Origin of the sequence: Larkinella knui (assembly GCF_003858645.1) — a bacterium.
GTDB classification, from domain to species: domain Bacteria; phylum Bacteroidota; class Bacteroidia; order Cytophagales; family Spirosomataceae; genus Larkinella; species Larkinella knui.
Map to the genome: position 1 here is coordinate 266650 of NZ_RQJP01000007.1, position 18892 is coordinate 285541.

General features: G+C 54.2%; 16 protein-coding genes. 6 read left to right on the forward strand and 10 right to left on the reverse strand.

Features of this window, described 5'->3' with window-relative positions; all coding sequences use genetic code 11:
- Positions 1-4: 4 nt before the first annotated feature.
- The gene (locus EHT87_RS29565) at positions 5-1063 is read right to left on the reverse strand and encodes an Atu2307/SP_0267 family LLM class monooxygenase (protein ID WP_124910389.1); all 1059 of its coding nucleotides are present in this window, start codon (positions 1061-1063) and stop codon (positions 5-7) included.
- A 279-nt stretch (positions 1064-1342) separates the two neighbouring features.
- Between EHT87_RS29565 and EHT87_RS29570 the strand changes: the two genes are divergently transcribed.
- From EHT87_RS29570 to EHT87_RS29580, 3 genes are all read left to right on the forward strand, one after another.
- Positions 1343-2308 carry a dihydrodipicolinate synthase family protein gene (locus EHT87_RS29570; protein WP_124910390.1) on the forward strand — a complete coding sequence of 322 codons (966 nt, stop codon included), beginning with the start codon at positions 1343-1345 and terminating at the stop codon, positions 2306-2308.
- 173 nt (positions 2309-2481) lie between these two features.
- Positions 2482-3066 (forward strand): TetR/AcrR family transcriptional regulator, encoded by a 585-nt coding sequence (locus EHT87_RS29575; protein WP_229321464.1) that lies wholly within the window; start codon positions 2482-2484, stop codon positions 3064-3066.
- Entirely contained in the window at positions 3063-3734 is a 672-nt protein-coding gene (locus tag EHT87_RS29580) for an NAD-dependent epimerase/dehydratase family protein (RefSeq protein WP_124910391.1), read from the forward strand. Before EHT87_RS29575 ends, EHT87_RS29580 begins: the two co-directional genes overlap by 4 nt.
- A gap of 29 nt (positions 3735-3763) precedes the next feature.
- Here EHT87_RS29580 and EHT87_RS29585 read toward each other — a convergent pair whose 3' ends face one another.
- The 6 genes from EHT87_RS29585 to EHT87_RS29610 form a co-directional block, all read right to left on the reverse strand.
- A complete protein-coding gene (locus tag EHT87_RS29585; RefSeq protein WP_124910392.1) occupies positions 3764-5140 on the reverse strand; it encodes a sensor histidine kinase in 1377 nt (458 codons plus the stop codon).
- Positions 5141-5148: 8 nt separating this feature from the next.
- A complete protein-coding gene (locus tag EHT87_RS29590; protein WP_124910393.1) occupies positions 5149-5349 on the reverse strand; it encodes a hypothetical protein in 201 nt (66 codons plus the stop codon).
- A 111-nt stretch (positions 5350-5460) separates the two neighbouring features.
- On the reverse strand, positions 5461-6138 hold the full coding sequence (locus tag EHT87_RS29595) for a winged helix-turn-helix domain-containing protein (protein ID WP_124910394.1): 678 nt from the start codon (positions 6136-6138) through the stop codon (positions 5461-5463).
- A 367-nt stretch (positions 6139-6505) separates the two neighbouring features.
- Positions 6506-7117 carry an RNA polymerase sigma factor gene (locus tag EHT87_RS29600; protein WP_229321465.1) on the reverse strand — a complete coding sequence of 204 codons (612 nt, stop codon included), beginning with the start codon at positions 7115-7117 and terminating at the stop codon, positions 6506-6508.
- Between the two features lie 173 nt (positions 7118-7290).
- Entirely contained in the window at positions 7291-10767 is a 3477-nt protein-coding gene (locus EHT87_RS29605; RefSeq protein ID WP_124910395.1) for a ThuA domain-containing protein, read from the reverse strand.
- An 80-nt stretch (positions 10768-10847) separates the two neighbouring features.
- The gene (locus EHT87_RS29610) at positions 10848-11090 is read right to left on the reverse strand and encodes a hypothetical protein (protein ID WP_124910396.1); all 243 of its coding nucleotides are present in this window, start codon (positions 11088-11090) and stop codon (positions 10848-10850) included.
- Positions 11091-11325: 235 nt separating this feature from the next.
- On the opposite strand from EHT87_RS29610, the gene EHT87_RS29615 reads away from it, so the two are divergent.
- From EHT87_RS29615 to gloA2, 3 genes are read left to right on the forward strand one after another with little or no spacing between them, the layout of a single operon-like run.
- The gene (locus EHT87_RS29615) at positions 11326-12918 is read left to right on the forward strand and encodes a Na+/H+ antiporter (RefSeq protein ID WP_124910397.1); all 1593 of its coding nucleotides are present in this window, start codon (positions 11326-11328) and stop codon (positions 12916-12918) included.
- A gap of 36 nt (positions 12919-12954) precedes the next feature.
- Positions 12955-13437: an FKBP-type peptidyl-prolyl cis-trans isomerase gene (locus EHT87_RS29620; protein WP_124910398.1), complete on the forward strand. Its 483-nt coding sequence runs from the start codon at positions 12955-12957 to the stop codon at positions 13435-13437.
- A 19-nt stretch (positions 13438-13456) separates the two neighbouring features.
- Positions 13457-13846: an SMU1112c/YaeR family gloxylase I-like metalloprotein gene (gene gloA2 / locus EHT87_RS29625; RefSeq protein WP_124910399.1), complete on the forward strand. Its 390-nt coding sequence runs from the start codon at positions 13457-13459 to the stop codon at positions 13844-13846.
- Positions 13847-13849: 3 nt separating this feature from the next.
- Here the strand turns inward: gloA2 and EHT87_RS29630 are convergent, their stop codons facing one another.
- The 3 genes from EHT87_RS29630 to EHT87_RS29640 are packed head-to-tail and all read right to left on the reverse strand — an operon-like array spanning position 13850 to position 18770.
- A complete protein-coding gene (locus EHT87_RS29630; RefSeq protein ID WP_124910400.1) occupies positions 13850-14407 on the reverse strand; it encodes a hypothetical protein in 558 nt (185 codons plus the stop codon).
- Positions 14404-15546: an efflux RND transporter periplasmic adaptor subunit gene (locus EHT87_RS29635; RefSeq protein WP_124910401.1), complete on the reverse strand. Its 1143-nt coding sequence runs from the start codon at positions 15544-15546 to the stop codon at positions 14404-14406. The genes EHT87_RS29630 and EHT87_RS29635 overlap by 4 nt, the downstream gene beginning before the upstream one ends.
- On the reverse strand, positions 15543-18770 hold the full coding sequence (locus EHT87_RS29640) for an efflux RND transporter permease subunit (protein WP_124910402.1): 3228 nt from the start codon (positions 18768-18770) through the stop codon (positions 15543-15545). Before EHT87_RS29640 ends, EHT87_RS29635 begins: the two co-directional genes overlap by 4 nt.
- Positions 18771-18892 lie beyond the last annotated feature (122 nt).

Sequence of the window (18892 nt, forward strand, 5' to 3'; positions counted from 1 at the left end):
CGGACTAAACCGTGACACCCGCCGGTCCGTGGGTGCTTAATTCCTTCCGGATCACGGGCGCCACCCGGGTTCCAAACAACTCAATTGCGTGCAGCACTTTGCTGTGCGGAAGCTGGTGGCTACCAATCAATTGGGCCAGGTACCGGGTGTTCTTGAACAATTCGTGAAAGTGCAAAATCTTGTCGATAGCCTGTTGCGGACTGCCCACCAACAACGGGCCGGATTGGCGCATGTACTCAAAATGATCGCGACCGATGGGCGACCAGCCCCGTTCGCGGCCAATGCGGTTCATCATCTGCTCGTAGGAAGGGAATAATTCATCAGCCGCCTGCTGCGAATTATCGGCCAGGTAAAAGTGCGAATTGATTGCCAGCGGCAAACGGGCCACGTCATGTCCGGCTTTCTGCGCCGATTGCCGGAACAGATTCACGAAGGGAACAAACCGGTCGGGCGAACCGCCCAGCATGGCCAGCGTCATCGGCAGGTTCATGGTGCCCGCCCGAACCGCCGACGCGGGCGTGCCACCGACAGCCAGCCAGATCGGGAGCGATTCCTGGTAAGGCCGGGGATAAACGCCCAGGTTGCGGATGGCGGCCCGGTGTTTGCCCTGCCAGTTGACAATTTCACTTTTATTGATGGCGACGAGCAGATCCAGTTTTTCGGTAAATAATTCGTCGTAATCCTTCAGGTCGTAGCCAAACAAGGGAAACGATTCGATGAACGAACCCCGCCCGGCCATGATCTCGGCCCGGCCGTTGGAAATGAGGTCCAGCGAGGCAAAGTTTTGAAACACCCGAACCGGATCGGCGGAACTCAATACCGTGACGGAACTCGACAGCCGGATGTTTTTGGTGATGGTGGCCGCGGCCGCCAGAATGACCTCCGGGGCCGAAACCATAAAATCCGGCCGGTGGTGTTCACCCAGCGCAAAAACATCCAGGCCAACTTCGTCGGCCAGCTTAATTTCTTCCAGCAACTGCTGCATCCGCTGGTGGGCATTGACGGCTTTTCCGGCCACGCCGTCGGGCAGAACTTCGCCAAAACTACTGATTCCTAGCTCCATGATTATGTGATTTAAACGACAAGTCTTCAAAAGGATTTTTCCGCCCCGATCGGCCGGATTCTGATGATAGTAGTACTTCGAAAAACCCCTAATAGTTCATTCGTTCAGGTACGAACCGTCAATACTTCAGATTTTTCCGGCCCATCCGATGATCGGCAAAATGGAGTATATTTCCCGACGAAAGCCGATGATTAGCCAGTACGCCGAACAAGATGTGCCCCGCATGGCTTATCAACACTAAATAAACCCGGAAATTCGCGCCCAAGCGAATGCCAGCGTATGACACTAAAAAAAACAGTCGATCGACCCCTCGAAGCCGCCGACATCCGGGGCAACTGGGCGACGCTCATGCTCCCCATCAATGACGATGAGCGCATTGATTTTACCCGTTTAGCCGACGAAATCGACACCCTGATCGGGTTTGATGTAGACGGTATTTATTCCAATGGAACGGCGGGCGAGTTTTACAACCAGACCGAAACCGAATTCGACCAGATTCAGGCGTTGCTGGCGCAGAAATGCCGGACAGCGGGTATGCCGTTTCAGATTGGCGTCAGTCACATCAGTCCGATCCTGTCGCTGGAACGCCTGAAGCGCAGTCTGAAGTGGGAACCGGGTGCGGTACAGGTCATCTTGCCCGACTGGTTTCCGACCACTGAAGCCGAGCAAATCGCGTTTTTACGCAAAATGGCGGCTGTTTCAGAAACCGTTCGGCTGGTGCTCTACAACCCGCCCCACGCCAAAGTCCGGCTGACGCCCGAAGAATTCGGCCGCTTGAAGGAGGCCATTCCCCAACTCGTTGGCGTGAAAGTGCTGGGGGGCGATTTGAATTGGTACGCCCAGATGCGGCAACACATGGCCGATTTGTCGGTATTCGTGCCGGGCCATTTCCTGGCAACGGGCGTTCGGGAAGGGGCGCACGGAGCCTATTCCAATGTGGCCTGTCTGCATCCAAAAGTGGCGCAGGACTGGTATAATCTGATGCAAACCAATCTGGAAACCGCACTGGAATGGGAAACCCGCATCCGGCAGTTCATCACCGAATGCATTGCTCCCTTCATCACCGGAAACCGGTATTCCAATCAGGCCTGCGACAAATTTCTGGCGGTTGTCGGCGGTTGGGGGACGGTTGGCAGCCGACTCCGCTGGCCTTACCTATCGATTCCGGAAAGCGAGGCCGGGCCGGTGCGGGAGGCCGCCAAACGCCTGATCCCGGAATTTTTCACCCCAGGCGAAAACCGGTAACCGGCTTAGAAAAATGCCCCCGGCGGAGCAGCCTGATAAATATTCTTAGACCGCTCCGCCGGAATTACCCGATGGAATTGATTTTTCGGCTAACGGCTCATTAAATAACCGTTGTGGTTTTGAAATTCGTAATTCGATCTCTATGTTTGTAGAGTGATCAGTCAGTTTGTGAAATGCGTACAATAGATAAACCCGAAAAAATACTGGCAACGGCATTGAGGCTCTTTGTTGCGTCCGGTTTTCACGGGACGCCGACCAGTAAAATTGCCAGTGAAGCCGGAGTTTCCAACGGGACGCTTTTCCACTACTTCAAGACGAAAGATGAGTTGGTGGTGGCTTTGTATTCGTCCATTAAGGCGGAACTGAACCAGTATGTAGCGGCAAAGATCAACGAAGCGGAAGCGGTCAAGGAAAAATTCAGGAATCTGTTCCGTTGCTCGGTAGAATGGGCGCTGGAAAATAAAGAAGCTTTTTACTTCATCCAGCAGTTTCATTTTTCACCGCATCTCGGACTGGTTCCCGAAGAAGAAATCCGGAAGCAAACGGAACTGCACACGTCGTTGCTGCAGGATGCGTGGCATGCGAAGATTCTGAAACCGTTGCCCGTGGACCTGATTGCCGCACTTACCGGAAACCAGATCAACGGAATGTACCAGTACCTGACCGTCCATGCAGTACCCGCTGACGACCAACGGAAATTGATCGACGAGGTCTTCGAATTGACCTGGACGATGATCGCAAACCCCGAAACACGATGAAAACGAACGGAATACGGGCCATTATTACCGGTACGACCGGCATGGTCGGCGAGGGAGTGCTGCACGAATGTCTGCAGCACCCGGATGTGGAAGCGGTTTTGATCCTAAACCGAAAACCGTCTGGTTTGTCGCATCCTAAACTGAAGGAAATCATTCATACTGATTTTTATGATCTGTCGTCGATTGAAAATCAGTTGGTTGGCTATGACGCCTGTTTTTTCTGCCTGGGTGTTTCCTCGGTGGGCATGAGCGAGCCGGATTATTTTAAGGTAACTTATACGCTGACGCTGAACGTGGCGACCACGCTCAGCAACCTGAACCCGGCTATGACGTTTTGTTACATTTCCGGAGCCGGTACGGACAGCAGCGAAAAAGGCCGTTCGATGTGGGCGCGGGTAAAGGGGAAAACCGAAAATGATTTGCTGAAACTGCCTTTCAAACAGGTCTTTAACTTTCGTCCGGGCTTCATTAAACCGACCGAAGGATTAAAAAATACGCTGAAAATGTACCGGTATGTCGGTTGGTTGTTTCCCCTTGGCCGGGCCTTGTATCCCGGCGGTTTTTGCACGCTCAAAGAGCTGGGCCTGGCCATGATCAATACCGTCCGTAAAGGCTACGAAAAGAATCCGGTGGAAGGAAAGGATATTATTGAACTGGCAAAAAGGTAGCGATGTGTATTTAGGTAAATTTCTTACAGTCAATGGGTTAATTCCCGAATCAGTTCCAGGTGAAAAACCGTCGGCTGGCCTTCACCGGAGCTAACCGTTACCTTTCCCTGGTGAAGCCGGATAATCCGTTCGACCAGCGACAGACCAACCCCGTTTCCGCGGACTTCGGCGGTTTGCCGACTCCGGTAAAAGGGTTCGAAAATGTAGGGCAGATCGTCGGCGGGAATCGGGACACCCTGGTTCTGAACGCTGATCTGTACGGCAGTTTCCTTAACCCGAACCTGAATCGACGCTTTGCCATCACTGGAAAATTTGCAGGCATTTTCGGTCAGGTTTTTCAGCGCCGTTCGCAGCAGCGCCGTATTGCCCGGCACGGTCAACTGGTTGAAATCGTCCGGTAATTCATCAAACTGAACGGTCACTTCGTAGCGCGGATGAATGCCACTGACTTCCTCCCGAATGTCCCAGACCACTTCGTCCAGGCGCACCGAATCGGTCAGCAAACCAACCGCCGACGTCTGGTTGACCTGCGAAAGCTGCAACAAGTCCCGCGTAAGGGTCGATAATTCGCCGACATCGTCCAGCACAGATCGGATAATTTCTTCATAAACCGCCGGTTCCCGGCGGTTGAGCAGCGCCACCTCCAACTGAGAACTCATCTGGGTCAGCGGATTTTTTAATTCGTGCGAGACATTCGCCACAAACATCCGTTGCAGTCGAAACGATTCATCGATCCGGTCGAGCAAACGGTTGATGGTGATGGACAGCCGGCTGATTTCGTCGTTGTCCGTACTAACCGGCAACCGTTCCTGCAGCGTGTTGGGGAAAATATGATTCAGTTGCTGTTCCATGCGCTGCATGGGCCGGAGTGCCTCGCCCGCGTAGAGCCAGCCCGAGAAAGCCACCACGCCAACAATGGCACCGAATAAGCCGATCAAAACGCCCAGCATCCGGCGCAGAAACTGGTCGCCATACCGGTTTTCGGCACTGGCCAGAACAACATACTGCTGTGATGCCGTTGCGTAGCGCACCCCCGTTACAAAGGCCGCTCCCTGCCGGAACTTCTTACTCTTTTTCTTCCGGATTTCATCCAGCACCTTTGTGGACACGGCCAGCGGGGTTTGTTCATTGGTGATAAAAACCGGACTGTTCCGACCGTCGTATACGGCAATTTTCTGGGCCGGAAGCTGATCTTTTCGCAGGCGGGTAAACTGACTGAGCAACGGCGGACCCAGGCGCTGGTGAATCAGCAACTCGCCGACGGTATCGGCTTTCCGGTCGAGCCGGCGGTAAAAATCCGACGAAATAAAATACCAGCAGAAGGCGTAGAGACAGGCAAATGCGAGGGCAAGAATGGCCGAAACCAACCCAGTAAAACGGAGTGTCAGTCGGGTTCGGATCGTCATAGGGAAGTTTACCGCAATAAAGCCGGAATATCGACCAGCCAGGCAATCAGTAACGTCAGTACAAACAGGCCAACCATCAAAATCATCAGCCAGTCGGGCCGACGGGGTTCGCGGGCAGGGGAAGCGGCCGGGTTCGGATTGCTCCCGGGTCCCATCAACTGGCTCGAATCCGTTCCGGAGGCATAGCGGTATTGCACTTTAGGCGTCATAGGGATCAGAAAAAGATACGCGTTGACTGCAAAATTGGAACGAAGTTCTTAACCCGGAGTAAGGAACTGCTTAGAATTTACTTAGAAAAACCGCTTCGGCCAATCCATACATTACTCTTCTTTAAGCACATAGCCCATGCCAAACTGCGTGTGGATGAGTTTCTTCGAAAACTCTTTATCGATCTTTTTACGCAGATAATTTATATAGACTTCGACTACATTCGTTCCGGCATCAAAATTTAAATCCCAAACCCGCTCGGCAATATCCACTTTCGACAGCACCCGCCCCTGGTTTCGCATCAGGTATTCGAGGAGGGCAAATTCCCGGGCCGTCAGGTCGACCACCTGGCCGTCGCGACGAACGGTTTTGGCATCCAGGTTCATTTCAATACCCGCAAACCGGAGCGTCTGGGCCGTCATGGCGACCTGCGTACTGCGTTTGGTTAGCGACCGAACCCGCGCCAGCAGTTCGGCAAACTGAAACGGTTTGGTCAGATACTGATCCGTTCCGGCATCGAAGCCCATCACTTTGTCGCTGGTTTCGCCCAGTGCCGTCAGCAGCAGAATAGGCGTCGTTACGCCCTGCGCCCGGAGTTGACGAATCAGCTCAAAACCATTCAGCCCCGGAATGATTACATCGGTGATGATGGCGGCATACGAATTTTTTAGCGCCAACCGCTTGGCAATCAGGCCGTCATAGGCAATGTCCACTTCAAACTGAGTTTCTTCCAGTCCCTGTCGAATGGCATTCAGGGTTTTGGGCTCATCTTCAACCACTAAAATTTTCATGTTCAGAAAAAGCCGGTTACAGCCTTACTAACCAGCAGCCAATTGGATTGTTATGATTCACTGCGGTTTGTATACGTTTCTGTTTCTGACCAGGTTAATCGGTCGTTGATGGTTTTTTCAGCCGCCGACCGTCCTTTCCGGGCGTGCCGGCTAATTCAACCCGTTTGTAAGCAAATTCTAATCTTATTTTAAAGAACTTCTAAGAACAGCGCCCTTCCTTTGACGCATGGTTGAATGATCAACCCGTTTGATCGGCCACTCAACCGACTGATAGTGCTCTTTATCTTTTTTATCGTTGATGCGTTTTAAGTTTGTCAAATGTCAATAGCCACTGAAAATGAGTTCAGTGGCTATTTTTTGTGCGGTTTTACCAAAGTAAAGACAAAACCACCAGCCAGTATTTAAAAAAGGCTATTTGACTTTTGAGCGTAGACAAGGCTTTGTAAAGCAAATTGGCGACCGATTGGCGGTTAATTTCCATTAACTCCGCGATCTGTTCATTTTCCAGCCCCTTGTAAAATTTCAGGAAAACCACTTCCTGCTGCCGTTTGGGGAGCGACTCGATGGCCAGCCGAACCTTGCGCTGATTTTCTGAATCGACCTCGTTTTTCTCAATGGCGGTTTCAACCGTCTCCCAATCAGACAGTTGACTGATCTCCTGAAGATACGGGACCGAAACCGCATTCTTGCTCCGCCGGAATTCCTGCATGAGCTGATTCCGAAGCGATTTGAATAGGTAAATGGCCACAAACTGAATCGTAAGTGACTGGCGTTTTTCCCAGATATTGATAAAAATTTCCTGAATCGAATCTTTGATGAATTCGCGATCCTCCGTAAAATTAGCCGCATAGCTGAACAGAGAACGGTATTGCGATTCGGCCAACTGGCAAAAAGCAACCTTATCTCCGGCTTTCGATCGCTGCCAGAGTTCCAGTAAATAGTCGTTTTCTTCGATTATACGCTGTCGGTGGTCCAACATACCTGATGCTATTCTTTGGTAAAATAACAGCATTAATCGTTAAAACATAAATAAAAAATCGAGATTTTGCGATTTATGCAAGTAAAGACCGTTTAAATACCAGTTTTTCAAAATAAAATTGTGCAGAATCGTTTACGGTTTATGCCGGGCCGCCACGACGGCCCGGCATAAACTCATTCCTGAAACTGAATCGTGACAAATTTTAGAATGGCGTCGTTGGGTTTGGTGCGTTTGATGGCAAAAAAGTAGACATCATGTTTGCCCGTAACGGGTTTGCTGATCGTGCCGGTAACTTCCTTATTCGTGTTCCAGGCACCCGTCGGCTGATAGGCCGTCGTGCTGATGACCGGACCCGCCTGCGAGTCGATCCGCACCTGAATTTCACCCGGCTGGTCCAGCGACGCGTACTCGTACGTAAACTGTTTGATGTTGGTCAAGTCGATGTTTTTCAGCAGGATATACGCCTTGTGACCCCCCTGCGACAGGTTGGCACCAAACCGCGGAAAGCCGGATTGCGCATCGGTATACACGGCCCGCACTTTCGCATTCCGCAGCGTTACCGCATCCGAACCGGTCAGCGGCCCAACCGCTCCGCCTTTATCTGTATAAGAAGCCAGCAGAGTATACTGCCCTCTCAATTCATCCTTTTGGTGGTCATTCAGGGTGAGCGACCCTTGCAGCGGCATGGTTTTCCGGGCGTGCGGTTTGTCAGTCAGGGAGAAAATATACCGCACCATTTCCTGCGCATCGGTTCCCGAAACCTGCGGGTGGGCACTCATCACGTGCGTGGTTCCCCAGTTGCCGCCACCGCCGTTGATGATTTTAGTCGCCAGTTGTTCCAGCGCGCCGGTTTGGGTTTTATACCGCTGCGCCACGCTCAACAGCGACGGCCCCACCGACACTTTATCAATCGTGTGGCAGGCTTTGCAGTCACTGGCGTCCATCAGCATTTTGCCCGGCGGATTGCTCACCAGCACGGACGTCGGCGATTTGGGCGCATTCGGATCGGCAGTACTGGGTTGCGGGTTGTAGGCATAAAACACCTTGACTCGCTTCGGGTCCACGCTGCCATCTTCCTGATCCTGAACCTTTACCGTATACGTAAACGGCTTGCCTTCCCAGAAAAACGATTTATTATCGGTGCTGGCGATGGTTACCGCTGGCTTGGTATTGCCAACTTTAACGACAACGGTATCCCGGCCCACCAATCCGGCCCGGTCCGTTACTTTCAGGATGGCTTTGTAGATACCGGGTTTGGTGTAGGTATACTTCGCATTCGGGGTGGTGGCACCCACTTTTTTGCCGTCGAACAGCCATTCGTAGCTTACCTCATCGTCGTCATCGAGGTCGCGCGAACCCCGGCTCACGAAGGCCACCGCCAACGGAGCCTGGCCGGCGGCTTCGCGCAAAACCGGGAAGTTCCGGCGTTCGGAGGTTAGAAAAACCGTGCGGTCGAGGTGGTTTTCCACCGCCGTATCCTGTACGCTGGCCTGGGCCAGCGGGGGGCGGTTTCCGGTATTGTACTCGATTTTTACCAGACGTGCATCTTCGTTGTCGGCACCATACACCGAGCCGTATTCCAGCATATACATCGCCCCGTCGGGCCCGAAATCCAGGTCGATCGGACGCCGGAAATCGCCGTTCCCGGCCATAAAAGGCTCACTGCGAACGTAGTTTTCGTTTTCATCGAAACTGAGCGCCAGCACCCAGTTGCGCATCCAGTCGAAGACGAACAGCTTACCGTCGTAGTATTCCGGGAATTTGGTAGCCGATTTTGAATTCTTGTCGAAGGTGTAAAACTTGCCCGCCATGGCGCTGCGGCCACCCTGCCCCAACTCCGGAAATTCCTCCGAAGCCGCGTACGGATACCAGATCATGGCGGGCATCGCGGGCGGCAGTTGATTCAACCCGGTATTGTTCGGTGAGTTGTTGACCGGTGCCGCCGGATCGAATTTCGGACCGGCGGTTTTGGTCGCAAAATCCCACTTTACGTACGAGTAATTGTTGCCGACAAAATACGGCCAGCCGAAATAACCGGCTTTTTTGGCCTGATTGAATTCGTCGTAACCGCGCGGTCCCTGCGCGCCTTCCTTGCCCGCATCGGGGCCAATTTCACCCCAGTACAAAACCGAGGTCCTCGGGTTGACGGCGATGCGGTACGGATTGCGGCAACCCATCGTATAAATCTCGGGGCGCGTTTTCGCGCGGTCGGAAGGCCGCACCCCCGACGGGTCGGTTCCTTTCGGGAATAAATTACCGTCCGGAATCGTGTAGGAACCGTCGGGCTGGGGATGAATCCGCAGTATTTTTCCCTTCAGATCGTTCGTGTTTCCCGCCGACCGCTGGGCGTCCAGGCTGTAAAATTCCTTGCCGGGCCGCTCGTCCATGGGCGAATACCCATCCGACGGAAACGGACTGGAACTGTCGCCCGTCGACAAATACAGGTTGCCTTCCTTGTCCCAGGCCAGCGAACCGCCGTGGTGCGAACCGCTGTTTTTCTCCACCGGAACCGTCAGCAGAACTTTCTCCGATTTCAGATCAAGCGTGTTATTGGCGTTGACCGTAAACCGCGAAAGCTGAAAATTAATCGGTTCCTCGGTTTGTCCGGCGGGGGTATAATAGACGTAGAGGTACCCGTTTTTGGCAAAATTCGGGTCAATGGTCAGACCGATCAGGCCGGTTCCGCCCACGTACGTAATCGGGAATTTGTGGACCAGCGCATTTTTCCGCGTCCGGGTGTCATACACCGATAAGTTGCCCTGAATTTCGGAAAAAAACACGCGTCCGTCGGGTGTCACGGCCACTTCCATCGGCGAAGCCAGGTCATTGACGAGAATCGTTTTGACGAAGCGGTTTTGCTCCGGCGTCACTTTGGCGTACGATTTTTTGTAATCCAGCGGTTTGGCGTCGCCGATGGCGTATTTGATGCCGCCCAGGATGTGGTTCAGAAACAGCGGTTCGCTGTAGCTTTCGTCGGTGTGGCCGTTGCCGGTATAAAAAGCCCGCCCGCCGTCGAATTCGTGGTACCAGCTAATCGGGTGACTGGCCCCGTTGGTACCGCCTTCGTAGCTGTTTTCGTCGAGGTTGGCCAGCACTTTGATGCCCGAATAAAACGAGCGGTAATTGTACCATTCGTCGGTGCGGTCCCAATGATCCGGTAACGTTGTTGTGGAAACATGCTTCTTGTCAGTAACATCGACGGTGGCTTTGCGGACGTTGGAGTTGTGCGGATGGCTGGCAAAATGCGCGCCCATCAGTTTGCCATACCACGGCCAGTCGTATTCCGTATCGGCGGCCGCGTGAATACCGACGTAGCCACCGCCCGCCTGGATGTAGCGTTCAAAAGCCGCCTGCTGCTCGCCGTTGAGGACGTTGCCGGTGGTGTTGTTGAAGATCACCGCAGCGTATTTTTTCAGGTTTTCATCCGTAAAAACGGCGGCATTTTTGGTCGTATCCACCAGAAAGTTATTCGCCTGACCCAGTTTCTGAATGGCCGCAATCCCGAACGGAATCGAGGTGTGTTTCCAGCCTTTGGTTTTCGAAAACACCAGCACCCGGGCCGGATCGGCCAGCCGCACGGTCATGCTGGAATGCAGCAGAAAAGCAATGCCGATGATTATAAGGGAACTGATTCGCAGTAGGAAGGGCATAACGCAGGATTTAGGTTGTGGTTTTATACATTCGCATTCCAAACGGTTTGCGGAGGTTCGGCTGGCGGTTTCTTCGTTCTTCAAATCGGCAGAAAAAGGATTCGGCTTGTTTTTTTGGAGCCATCGACCGCCATTTTCTGGCTGAACGTTTGTACATTGAGGGCCCGGGTGCCCGGCGAATCGGGTCGGAAAAGAGGTGTCCGGGCGAAAACCGCCGGACTGGGTTTGACGCCGGTGGTAGCCAAACCGCCGGGTTCAGTCGGCCAAACCGGCAAAGCGCCGGTCACCATCGCTCCGTTTTCGAGTGCGATTCTTCGTTTCATAGAAAAATAAAGTTCATCATAGTGGGCCGGTTTCCGGAATTCACGAACGGGTTGTTCCTGAAAACAGGCATTTGAATACCTAAAGCAAATCGTTCCAGAAATCTGCTTTATAGTTCTAAAAAATGTTTAAAAGACCGGTCAAAATCACGGCGGAAGCGAAAACCGCTCCACGTAAGCTGTCTTTTCAAACCCGGAAGCGGTTCCCTCAATTTTTCACTACTTAATTCGAATACACATGCGTGAACTGGTTTTTATCGGCCTCACTCTCTTACTGGGAATGGCGTTGCTCGCTACATTAGCGCATCGGCTGCGGATTCCGACCCCCATTTTTCTGGTCATCGGCGGTTTGCTGACCAGCCTGATTCCGGGCGTTCCCCACGTGAGCGTCGAGCCGGACCTCATTTTTGTGGTATTTCTGCCTCCGCTGCTCTACGAAGCCGCCTGGTTTATGTCCTGGCGCGAACTCTGGCGCTGGCGACGGATCGTTCTGGTGCTGGCTTTCGGTCTGGTTATTCTGACCGCAACGGCGGTGGGCTATGCGTCGGCGGCTTTTATCCCCGGTTTTACCCTGGCGATTGGCTTCCTGCTGGGCGGAATCATTTCTCCTCCGGATGCCGTCGCGGCAACGTCGGTGCTCAAAGGCGTCAATATTCCCAAAAGTACCATCAGCATTCTGGAAGGCGAAAGTCTGATCAACGATGCCGCCAGCCTGATTGTCTTTCAATTTGCCATGTCTACCATTATCTCGGGCAACTTCGTCTGGCAGCAAGTGGCGCTCAGTTTTGTGATGGTCACGATCATGGGGGCGGGCATCGGGCTGGCGGTGGCGGGTTTGTTCTACGCCATTCACCGCTGGTTGCCCATTCAGCCGCGCATCAGTATCATGCTGACGTTCATCGCGCCCTACATCATGTACCTGACCGCGGAGGAATTTCATTATTCGGGCGTCATTGCCGTAGTCAGCGGGGGCTTGTTTCTGTCCAAACACAGCTCCCAACTCCTCAACCACACCGAGCGGGTGCAGGGATTGTCGATGTGGGCTACGGTTATTTTCATCATCAATGGATTGGTGTTTGTTCTGATTGGCCTCGAACTTCCTATTGTCGTGGAAGGGTTGGACGGCCATTCGCTGCTAAGTTCCATTGGCTACGGTTTGGCCATTTCCGCGCTGGTAATTGCGGTTCGGGTGGCTTTTGCCTTGTTTTCGTCGGCATTTACGGATTTTGCGGGTCGTTTCATCACGGTTGCCGTGCGAAATGTGGGCTGGCGGGGGCCGGTCGTGATCGGCTGGGCGGGAATGCGGGGCGTGGTTTCGCTGGCGGCCGCCCTGTCGATCCCGCTGACGCTGCCCACCGGAGCGCCCTTTCCCCAGCGCCCCCTGATTATATTCATTACGTTTGTGGTCATTCTGGTTACGCTGGTGTTTCAGGGACTCACGCTGCCGCTGATCATTCGCTGGGTACACCCCAACGAAGTGTTTCCGCGCTTGCCCGAAAAGCACCAGGAAGCCGCTATCAACCGGCAGATGCAGGAAGCCGCCTTGCTTGAACTGAACCAGAATCTGGCGACTCAACTGGGCGACAACGATTTGCTGGTCAATTTGAAAAACCGGCTGGAAGGCGGGTTATTGCTCAGTCAACTCATTACGTCAGACGGCGATGGGGCGCAATTGACCCGCTACAACGAAACCGTGGCGCAACTCCACCGCATCAAGCGCCGGGAATTGGAAAAGCTTCGGCATCAGGAGGAATTCGACGAGGATGTGATCCGGAAAGTGGAAGCGCAACTGGATCTGGAAGAAGAAAAAAGCGACCACGCCATTCGATAAAAATGAGTAGCTTGCCCGGTCAAGTTTTTAACACCAATGAAAAAATACGGATTTATTGCCTTGATCGGCACGCTTCTGATGGGCGGTTGCCTGTCGAATACCGAGCAAACGCCCTGCGACCCAACCCCGGTTTCCATCAAAGCTCCGCAGGCTGAAGTAGTGGCCCTAAAAAAGTTTATCGACACCAGCCGCATTGCCGCCACCGCCGATGATCGCGGTTTTTATTACAGCATCCAGTCGCCCGGTTCCGGGGCCAAACCCACGGCCTGTTCCAATGTGACGGTCAATTATACCGGCAAATTAACCACGGGCAGCACTTTCGATAGTGGAAACGGGGTTACTTTTGGATTAAACCAGCTCATTCTGGGCTGGCAGGAAGGCATTCCGCTGGTGGCACCCGGGGGCAGCATCACCTTGTATCTGCCTCCCAGTCTGGCCTACGGTCAACAGGCGCAAAGTGGAATTCCGGCCAATTCGATCCTGATCTTTACCATCGATCTGGTTCGGATTAACCAATAACGGATCATCAGGAAGCCTTATGCTACACCTCACGCGCGTGCACCACATCGCCATTATCGGTTCGGATTACGAACGGTCGAAGCGGTTTTACACGGAAATTTTAGGGTTGAAAATAATCCGGGAAGTATACCGCGCCGAACGCGAATCGTACAAACTGGATCTGGAACTGAACGGGCAGTACATCATCGAACTGTTCTCGTTTCCGAATCCGCCCGCGCGCCCATCGCGGCCCGAAGCCCTGGGGTTACGGCATCTGGCGTTTGCGGTTCCAGATGTAGAAAAAGCCAAAAAGGAACTGGAAACCGCCGGTATTGAAGCCGAACCCATCCGGATCGATGCGCATACCGGGCGACGGTTTACGTTTTTCAGCGATCCGGACGGGTTACCGTTGGAACTGTACGAGGAATGATCGTCAGTGAACCGTCGAGAGTTGCGAACCCGCGGCTTTTTGCCGGCAGTGATCGTAGCTCTCGATCAGCCGGTAGCTTTTGTGATCGGCTTTGAGCCAGTTTCGGGCGGGCGTTTGCTGGATCAGGTCCTGCATACACGGGTATTTGGCGAAGGCAACTTCCAGATTATGACGGTTTAAAGCCAAAACCGGTTCATCGGGTGTAACACTGAAAAAATAGTGTTCCGTGGCCCCTTCCCCAAACTCCGACTGCCGGTAGAGCGTCAGCGTCTTTTCCTGCACCACCTCGTACGCCGTACCGAGATACAGCCGGTACAACGTTCCGTCGGTCTGCTGATACCCCCAGAGCTGTTCGGTAGCCGCGGTTTTTTTCTGGCCCGCAGCCGTCGTCACCTGCACGGTGTACGGGTGCCACTGCACCTTTACCGCCCGCAGATCGGGAGCCTGCACCTGGTAGTCGCCCCGGTTGGTACGATACACCAGTTGATAGCGGGTTCGGTGGGTTTTGCAGCCCTGAACCAGCAGCAACACCGCTCCCAGGAAAAACCAATACCGCATCATTGCTTAGTAGTGGTTAAGGTCTGGCCATCGCGAATTTCTTCCGACGCGATTTTGACGATGGGCTCACCCGTTCGCAGACCACCGAACACTTCGACCAGGCTATCGAGCGTATTGCCTTTTTCGACCGACACCCACTCCGCCTTGTTGTTATTGACACGAATCACAAACGTTTTTTCGCTGGAACTGACCACGGCGGTTTTCGGAACAAAAAGCGTGGAAGCCGTTCGTTCCATGGGCATCTTCACTTCGGCATACATCCCGGATTTCAGTTGATTCGCCTTGTTGTCTACGTCAAATTCGGCCAGCATCGAGCGGTTGGCTTCCACCAGACTCTGGGCACTCCGGGCCAGTCGCGCGTTGAACCGCTGCTCGGGAATGGCGTTGACGGTAAAGGTAACCGCACTTTTACTGGCCAGTTGATTCGCGAAAGCTTCCGGAATCGCCACCGTCAACCGCAGCGTCCGGCTGTCTTCCAGCACAAAAAGCGGTTTGGAATTGCTGTCGCCCGCGCCAACCAGCGCCCCGGCACTCACGTTCCTTTCGGTGATGACGCCGTCGAACGGGGCGGTAATGGTCAGGTATTGCCGCAGTTCTTTTTTGGTCTGGTAATTGGAACGGCCCGCCTGAATAGTGCCGGTTGCCACGGCTACGGTCGCGCTGTCGGCCAGCATTTTGGCCTGCGCCTGATCGAGTTCGTGCAGCGAAACCGCCCCTTCGACTTTGCTGGTTTGCAGCAAACGGTTGTAAGTCAGCCGACTGGCGCGAAACCGGGCGGTTTGCTCCTGCAACGCGGCTTCCTGCGCCTGGAGTTGGGCCTGGGCCGTGCTCAGTTCCGACAGCACTTCCGGCGCGTCGAGCAACGCCAGCACCTGCCCTTTCCGAACCGACGAACCCCGATCGACCCGCACATCCCGGATAAAACCCTTTACTTTGGCGTACAGACTTACCCGGTTCCACGGCTTCAGTTCGCCCGGTAACATCACTTCCTGGCGGGGCCGCATCGTCTGCACCTCGGCTACGGCAACCTGTTGAATTGCAGGCTCTTTAGCGGTTTTTTTCTCTTCACTGGCGGCCGAAGTACAGGCGGCCATTCCGGCAGCAGCGACAACGGGCCAAACGAGTTTCAAAAGCGGTTTCATACGACAGTACTGAGGGGTTGATTATAAAATTTGCTTTCCGGATCTTCCGGATCGAGAGATACAGACTGAACGGAAGCTTTGGTCTGAAACTGCGTGAAAACGCAGGGCAGAATCAGCAAAGCCGCCAGCGTGGAAGCAATCAAACCGCCGATGACGGCCTGGCCGAGCGGGGCAATCTGGTCGCCACCCTCGCCCATACCGGAGGCCATCGGCACCATCCCGGCAATCATGGCGATGCTGGTCATTAGAATCGGTCGAATCCGGCTGTTGGCCGCCAGCACGACGGCTTTGCGCGTATCGCCCATTTCCAGCCGTAAATTTTCCGCATTGGTCACCATCAGAATGGCGTTGGCGACCGATACGCCCACGGACATGATCAAACCCATGTACGATTGGAGATTGAGCGTGGCCCCACAGGCCAGCAGCATCAGCAGCGACCCGGCGATGACGGCCGGAATGGCCGCCAGAATAACCAGCGACAACTTAAACGACTGGTAATTGGCCGCCAGCAACAGGAAAATAATCACAATCGCGACGAGAAGACCGGTTTGCAAACTGCTCAGCGTGTCGGTCAGCAGGCTGGTTTGACCACCCAGTTCAACGAGCACACCCCGGGGCGGTTCACCCGCGTTTTTGATCGCCAGTTGAACGGCTTTTTGGGCCGAACCCAAATCCTTGTTCTGCAAATTGGCCGTGATCGTCACCAGCCGGTTGGGTCCGGCGCGGTCGTATTCGCCGGGGGCGGTACCTTCCGAAAACGTCGCGACGTCTGACAGCAGCGGGTGCATTTCGCCACTCTTCAGCGGGATGTTTCCGATGTCGCTGGCGCTGCTCATTTTGTATTCCGGAATCTGCACCTGCACCTGATAGGCCAGCCCTTTCGACTCATCGAGCCAGAGGTTTTTGTCCGTAAACCGGCTGGATGAGGTGGCCGCGACCATCGAGCGGGCCACCTGCGTGGACGTAACTCCCAGTTGACCGGCCCGTTCGCGGTTCAGTGTTACGTTCAAAACCGGGTAGGCGAGGGGCTGGGCAATCTGGACGTCGCGCAGGAAGTCGATTTTCGCCATTTCCTGCCGGATTTTGTTGGCAAACCGCCCGGCTTCGTTCAGGTCTTTGGCGGCTACCGTCACCTCAATCGGCGTCGACGCGCCCTGACTCATGATTTTTTCGGTCAGCTCAATCGGTTCGAAGGAGATGTTGGCCGTCGGCAAAGCTTTGGCAATCCGCTCCCGCAGTTCTTCCTTCAGGTTGTCCATTTTCACCGGATGATCTTCCTTCAGCGACACCTGCAAAACCGCTTCGTGCGGACCGCTGTTGAACACGAAGATGTTGGACGTTCCGTAGCTGGAAGGAACCGTGCCGACGTAGGCCGACGAGATTTCCACGTTGTCGGCCCCGACCGATTCTTTGATAATATCCAGCACTTTCAGCGTGGCGGTTTCGGTGCGTTCCACCCGCGTTCCGTCCGGAATCCGCAGGCGCATCTGAAATTGGTGGCTGTTGCCGTGGGGCAGAATATCGGTTCCGATCACCAGAAAGCACACGACGATAATCGCCAGACTACCAATTAGATAACCGCCAACCACCAGCCCCCGGCGATTCAGGATTTTTTCGAGTGAGGCCGAATACCGTTGTTTGAACTTGTCAAAACCGGTGGCATTTTTGACCGGATGAGCGCCTTCTTCCAGCATCGTATGCCGTTCCTGCGCATCGAGTGCCAGCGTAGCCGGTTCGTGGGCCGGATGACTTTTCAGGAGCCAGTTGGCCAGTACCGGAACGAACGTTTGCGACAGTAAAAATGACGCGATCATGGCAAAACCGACGGACAACGACAGTGGCAGGAACATCGAACGGGGTACGCCACTCATGACGAACGCGGGCGCAAAAACCGCCAGAATGGCCAGCAGAATCAGGAATTCCGGGAAAACGATTTCTTTACAGGCATCCCAGATTGCCACGGCTTTGGGCCGACCCATTTCCAGGTGCTGGTGAATGTTTTCAATCGTCACCGTGGCCTGATCGACCAGAATCCCGATGGCCAGTGCCAGCCCCGACAGCGTCATGATGTTGATGGTTTGCCCGCAAAGGTTGAGCATGATGACCGCCGACAGAATCGAGATCGGGATGGTAACCACCACGATAATCACACTTCGCCAGTCGCGCAGGAAAAGCAACACCATCAAACCGGTCAAAACCGCCCCCAGAATTCCTTCCGTTACCAGACTTTTGAGGGCGTTGGTGACGTAAACCGACTGATCGAATTCGTAGGAAATCTTGACATCTTCCGGCACGGCGGCCCGCAATTCGGGAAGCGCCTTGCGGATGTTGTTGACGACGTCGAGTGTGGAGGCATCCGATTTTTTGACCACCGGAATGTATACCGCCCGTCGCCCGTTGACCAGCGCGTAACTCACCGTGACGTCGGCGCCGTCTTCCACCGTGGCGATGTCACGCACAAAAACCGTGGTTCCCGATCCGACCCGAATCGGGATATTGAGAAAGTCTTCCGGCTTCTTGACCAGCGAGTTAACGGGCGTCATCAGCGTTTTTTCGCCAATCCGAATGTTTCCGGCCGGTGATGGCTGGTTGTTGGTCACAATCGATTTGATCACTTCCTCGGGCGTGAGCTGATAGCTCCGCACCAGGGCCGGATTCACTTTCACGATCACCGTCCGCTGGTTTCCCCCGAAGGGCGGAGGGCTGGAAACGCCCGGAATCCGCGAGAACATGGGCCGCACCCGCGACGACGCGTAATCCTGAATTTCGTTGAGCGAGCGGCTGGGGCTTTCAAAAACCAGTTGCCCCACCGGCACCGAACTGGCATCGAACCGCACCACCTGGGGCGGCACGGTTCCCTCCGGCATGTAGGCTTTGGCGCGCGAAACGTTGTTGGCCACCTCGGCGGCCGCCTGCGCCATATCGGTGCCCGGATAAAACGAAAGCTTGATGAGCGACAGGCCCTGAATGGTTTTTACGTCGATGTCGCGAATCCCGGAGACGTAGAGGAAGTGGTCCTGGTAGCGGGTCGCGATAAAACCGTCCATCTGGTCGGGGGCCATCCCACCGTAGGGCTGCACCACGTAGATCGTTGGCAAATCGAGATTCGGAAAAATATCCACCGGAATGGTAAACAGCGACATCACTGAAAAAAACAGGAGGCCGAGCACCAATACCAGCACCGAAATGGGCTTCCGCAGTGCGGAACGAATGAGTTGATACATAAAAATTCTGGGTTTTCGGTTTCGGTTTACCGTTTTCGGTGGCTGACGCATGCTTCCTGACGGATTTATGCAGCGTGTTAGCTGGCATGCGTCAGCCACCGAAAACGGTAAACCGAAAACCG

What these genes read in the sequence shown, in the direction of transcription:
- EHT87_RS29610 (WP_124910396.1), bottom strand. Translation starts at nt 11,090, where the DNA reads ATGAAACGAAGAATCGCACTCGAAAACGGAGCGATGGTGACCGGCGCT.
- EHT87_RS29605 (WP_124910395.1), bottom strand. Translation starts at nt 10,767, where the DNA reads ATGCCCTTCCTACTGCGAATCAGTTCCCTTATAATCATCGGCATTGCT.
- EHT87_RS29615 (WP_124910397.1), top strand. Translation starts at nt 11,326, where the DNA reads ATGCGTGAACTGGTTTTTATCGGCCTCACTCTCTTACTGGGAATGGCG.
- EHT87_RS29580 (WP_124910391.1), top strand. Translation starts at nt 3,063, where the DNA reads ATGAAAACGAACGGAATACGGGCCATTATTACCGGTACGACCGGCATG.
- EHT87_RS29590 (WP_124910393.1), bottom strand. Translation starts at nt 5,349, where the DNA reads ATGACGCCTAAAGTGCAATACCGCTATGCCTCCGGAACGGATTCGAGC.
- gloA2 (WP_124910399.1), top strand. Translation starts at nt 13,457, where the DNA reads ATGCTACACCTCACGCGCGTGCACCACATCGCCATTATCGGTTCGGAT.
- EHT87_RS29640 (WP_124910402.1), bottom strand. Translation starts at nt 18,770, where the DNA reads ATGTATCAACTCATTCGTTCCGCACTGCGGAAGCCCATTTCGGTGCTG.
- EHT87_RS29570 (WP_124910390.1), top strand. Translation starts at nt 1,343, where the DNA reads ATGACACTAAAAAAAACAGTCGATCGACCCCTCGAAGCCGCCGACATC.
- EHT87_RS29630 (WP_124910400.1), bottom strand. Translation starts at nt 14,407, where the DNA reads ATGATGCGGTATTGGTTTTTCCTGGGAGCGGTGTTGCTGCTGGTTCAG.
- EHT87_RS29635 (WP_124910401.1), bottom strand. Translation starts at nt 15,546, where the DNA reads ATGAAACCGCTTTTGAAACTCGTTTGGCCCGTTGTCGCTGCTGCCGGA.
- EHT87_RS29585 (WP_124910392.1), bottom strand. Translation starts at nt 5,140, where the DNA reads ATGACGATCCGAACCCGACTGACACTCCGTTTTACTGGGTTGGTTTCG.
- EHT87_RS29575 (WP_229321464.1), top strand. Translation starts at nt 2,482, where the DNA reads ATGCGTACAATAGATAAACCCGAAAAAATACTGGCAACGGCATTGAGG.
- EHT87_RS29600 (WP_229321465.1), bottom strand. Translation starts at nt 7,117, where the DNA reads ATGTTGGACCACCGACAGCGTATAATCGAAGAAAACGACTATTTACTG.
- EHT87_RS29595 (WP_124910394.1), bottom strand. Translation starts at nt 6,138, where the DNA reads ATGAAAATTTTAGTGGTTGAAGATGAGCCCAAAACCCTGAATGCCATT.
- EHT87_RS29620 (WP_124910398.1), top strand. Translation starts at nt 12,955, where the DNA reads ATGAAAAAATACGGATTTATTGCCTTGATCGGCACGCTTCTGATGGGC.
- EHT87_RS29565 (WP_124910389.1), bottom strand. Translation starts at nt 1,063, where the DNA reads ATGGAGCTAGGAATCAGTAGTTTTGGCGAAGTTCTGCCCGACGGCGTG.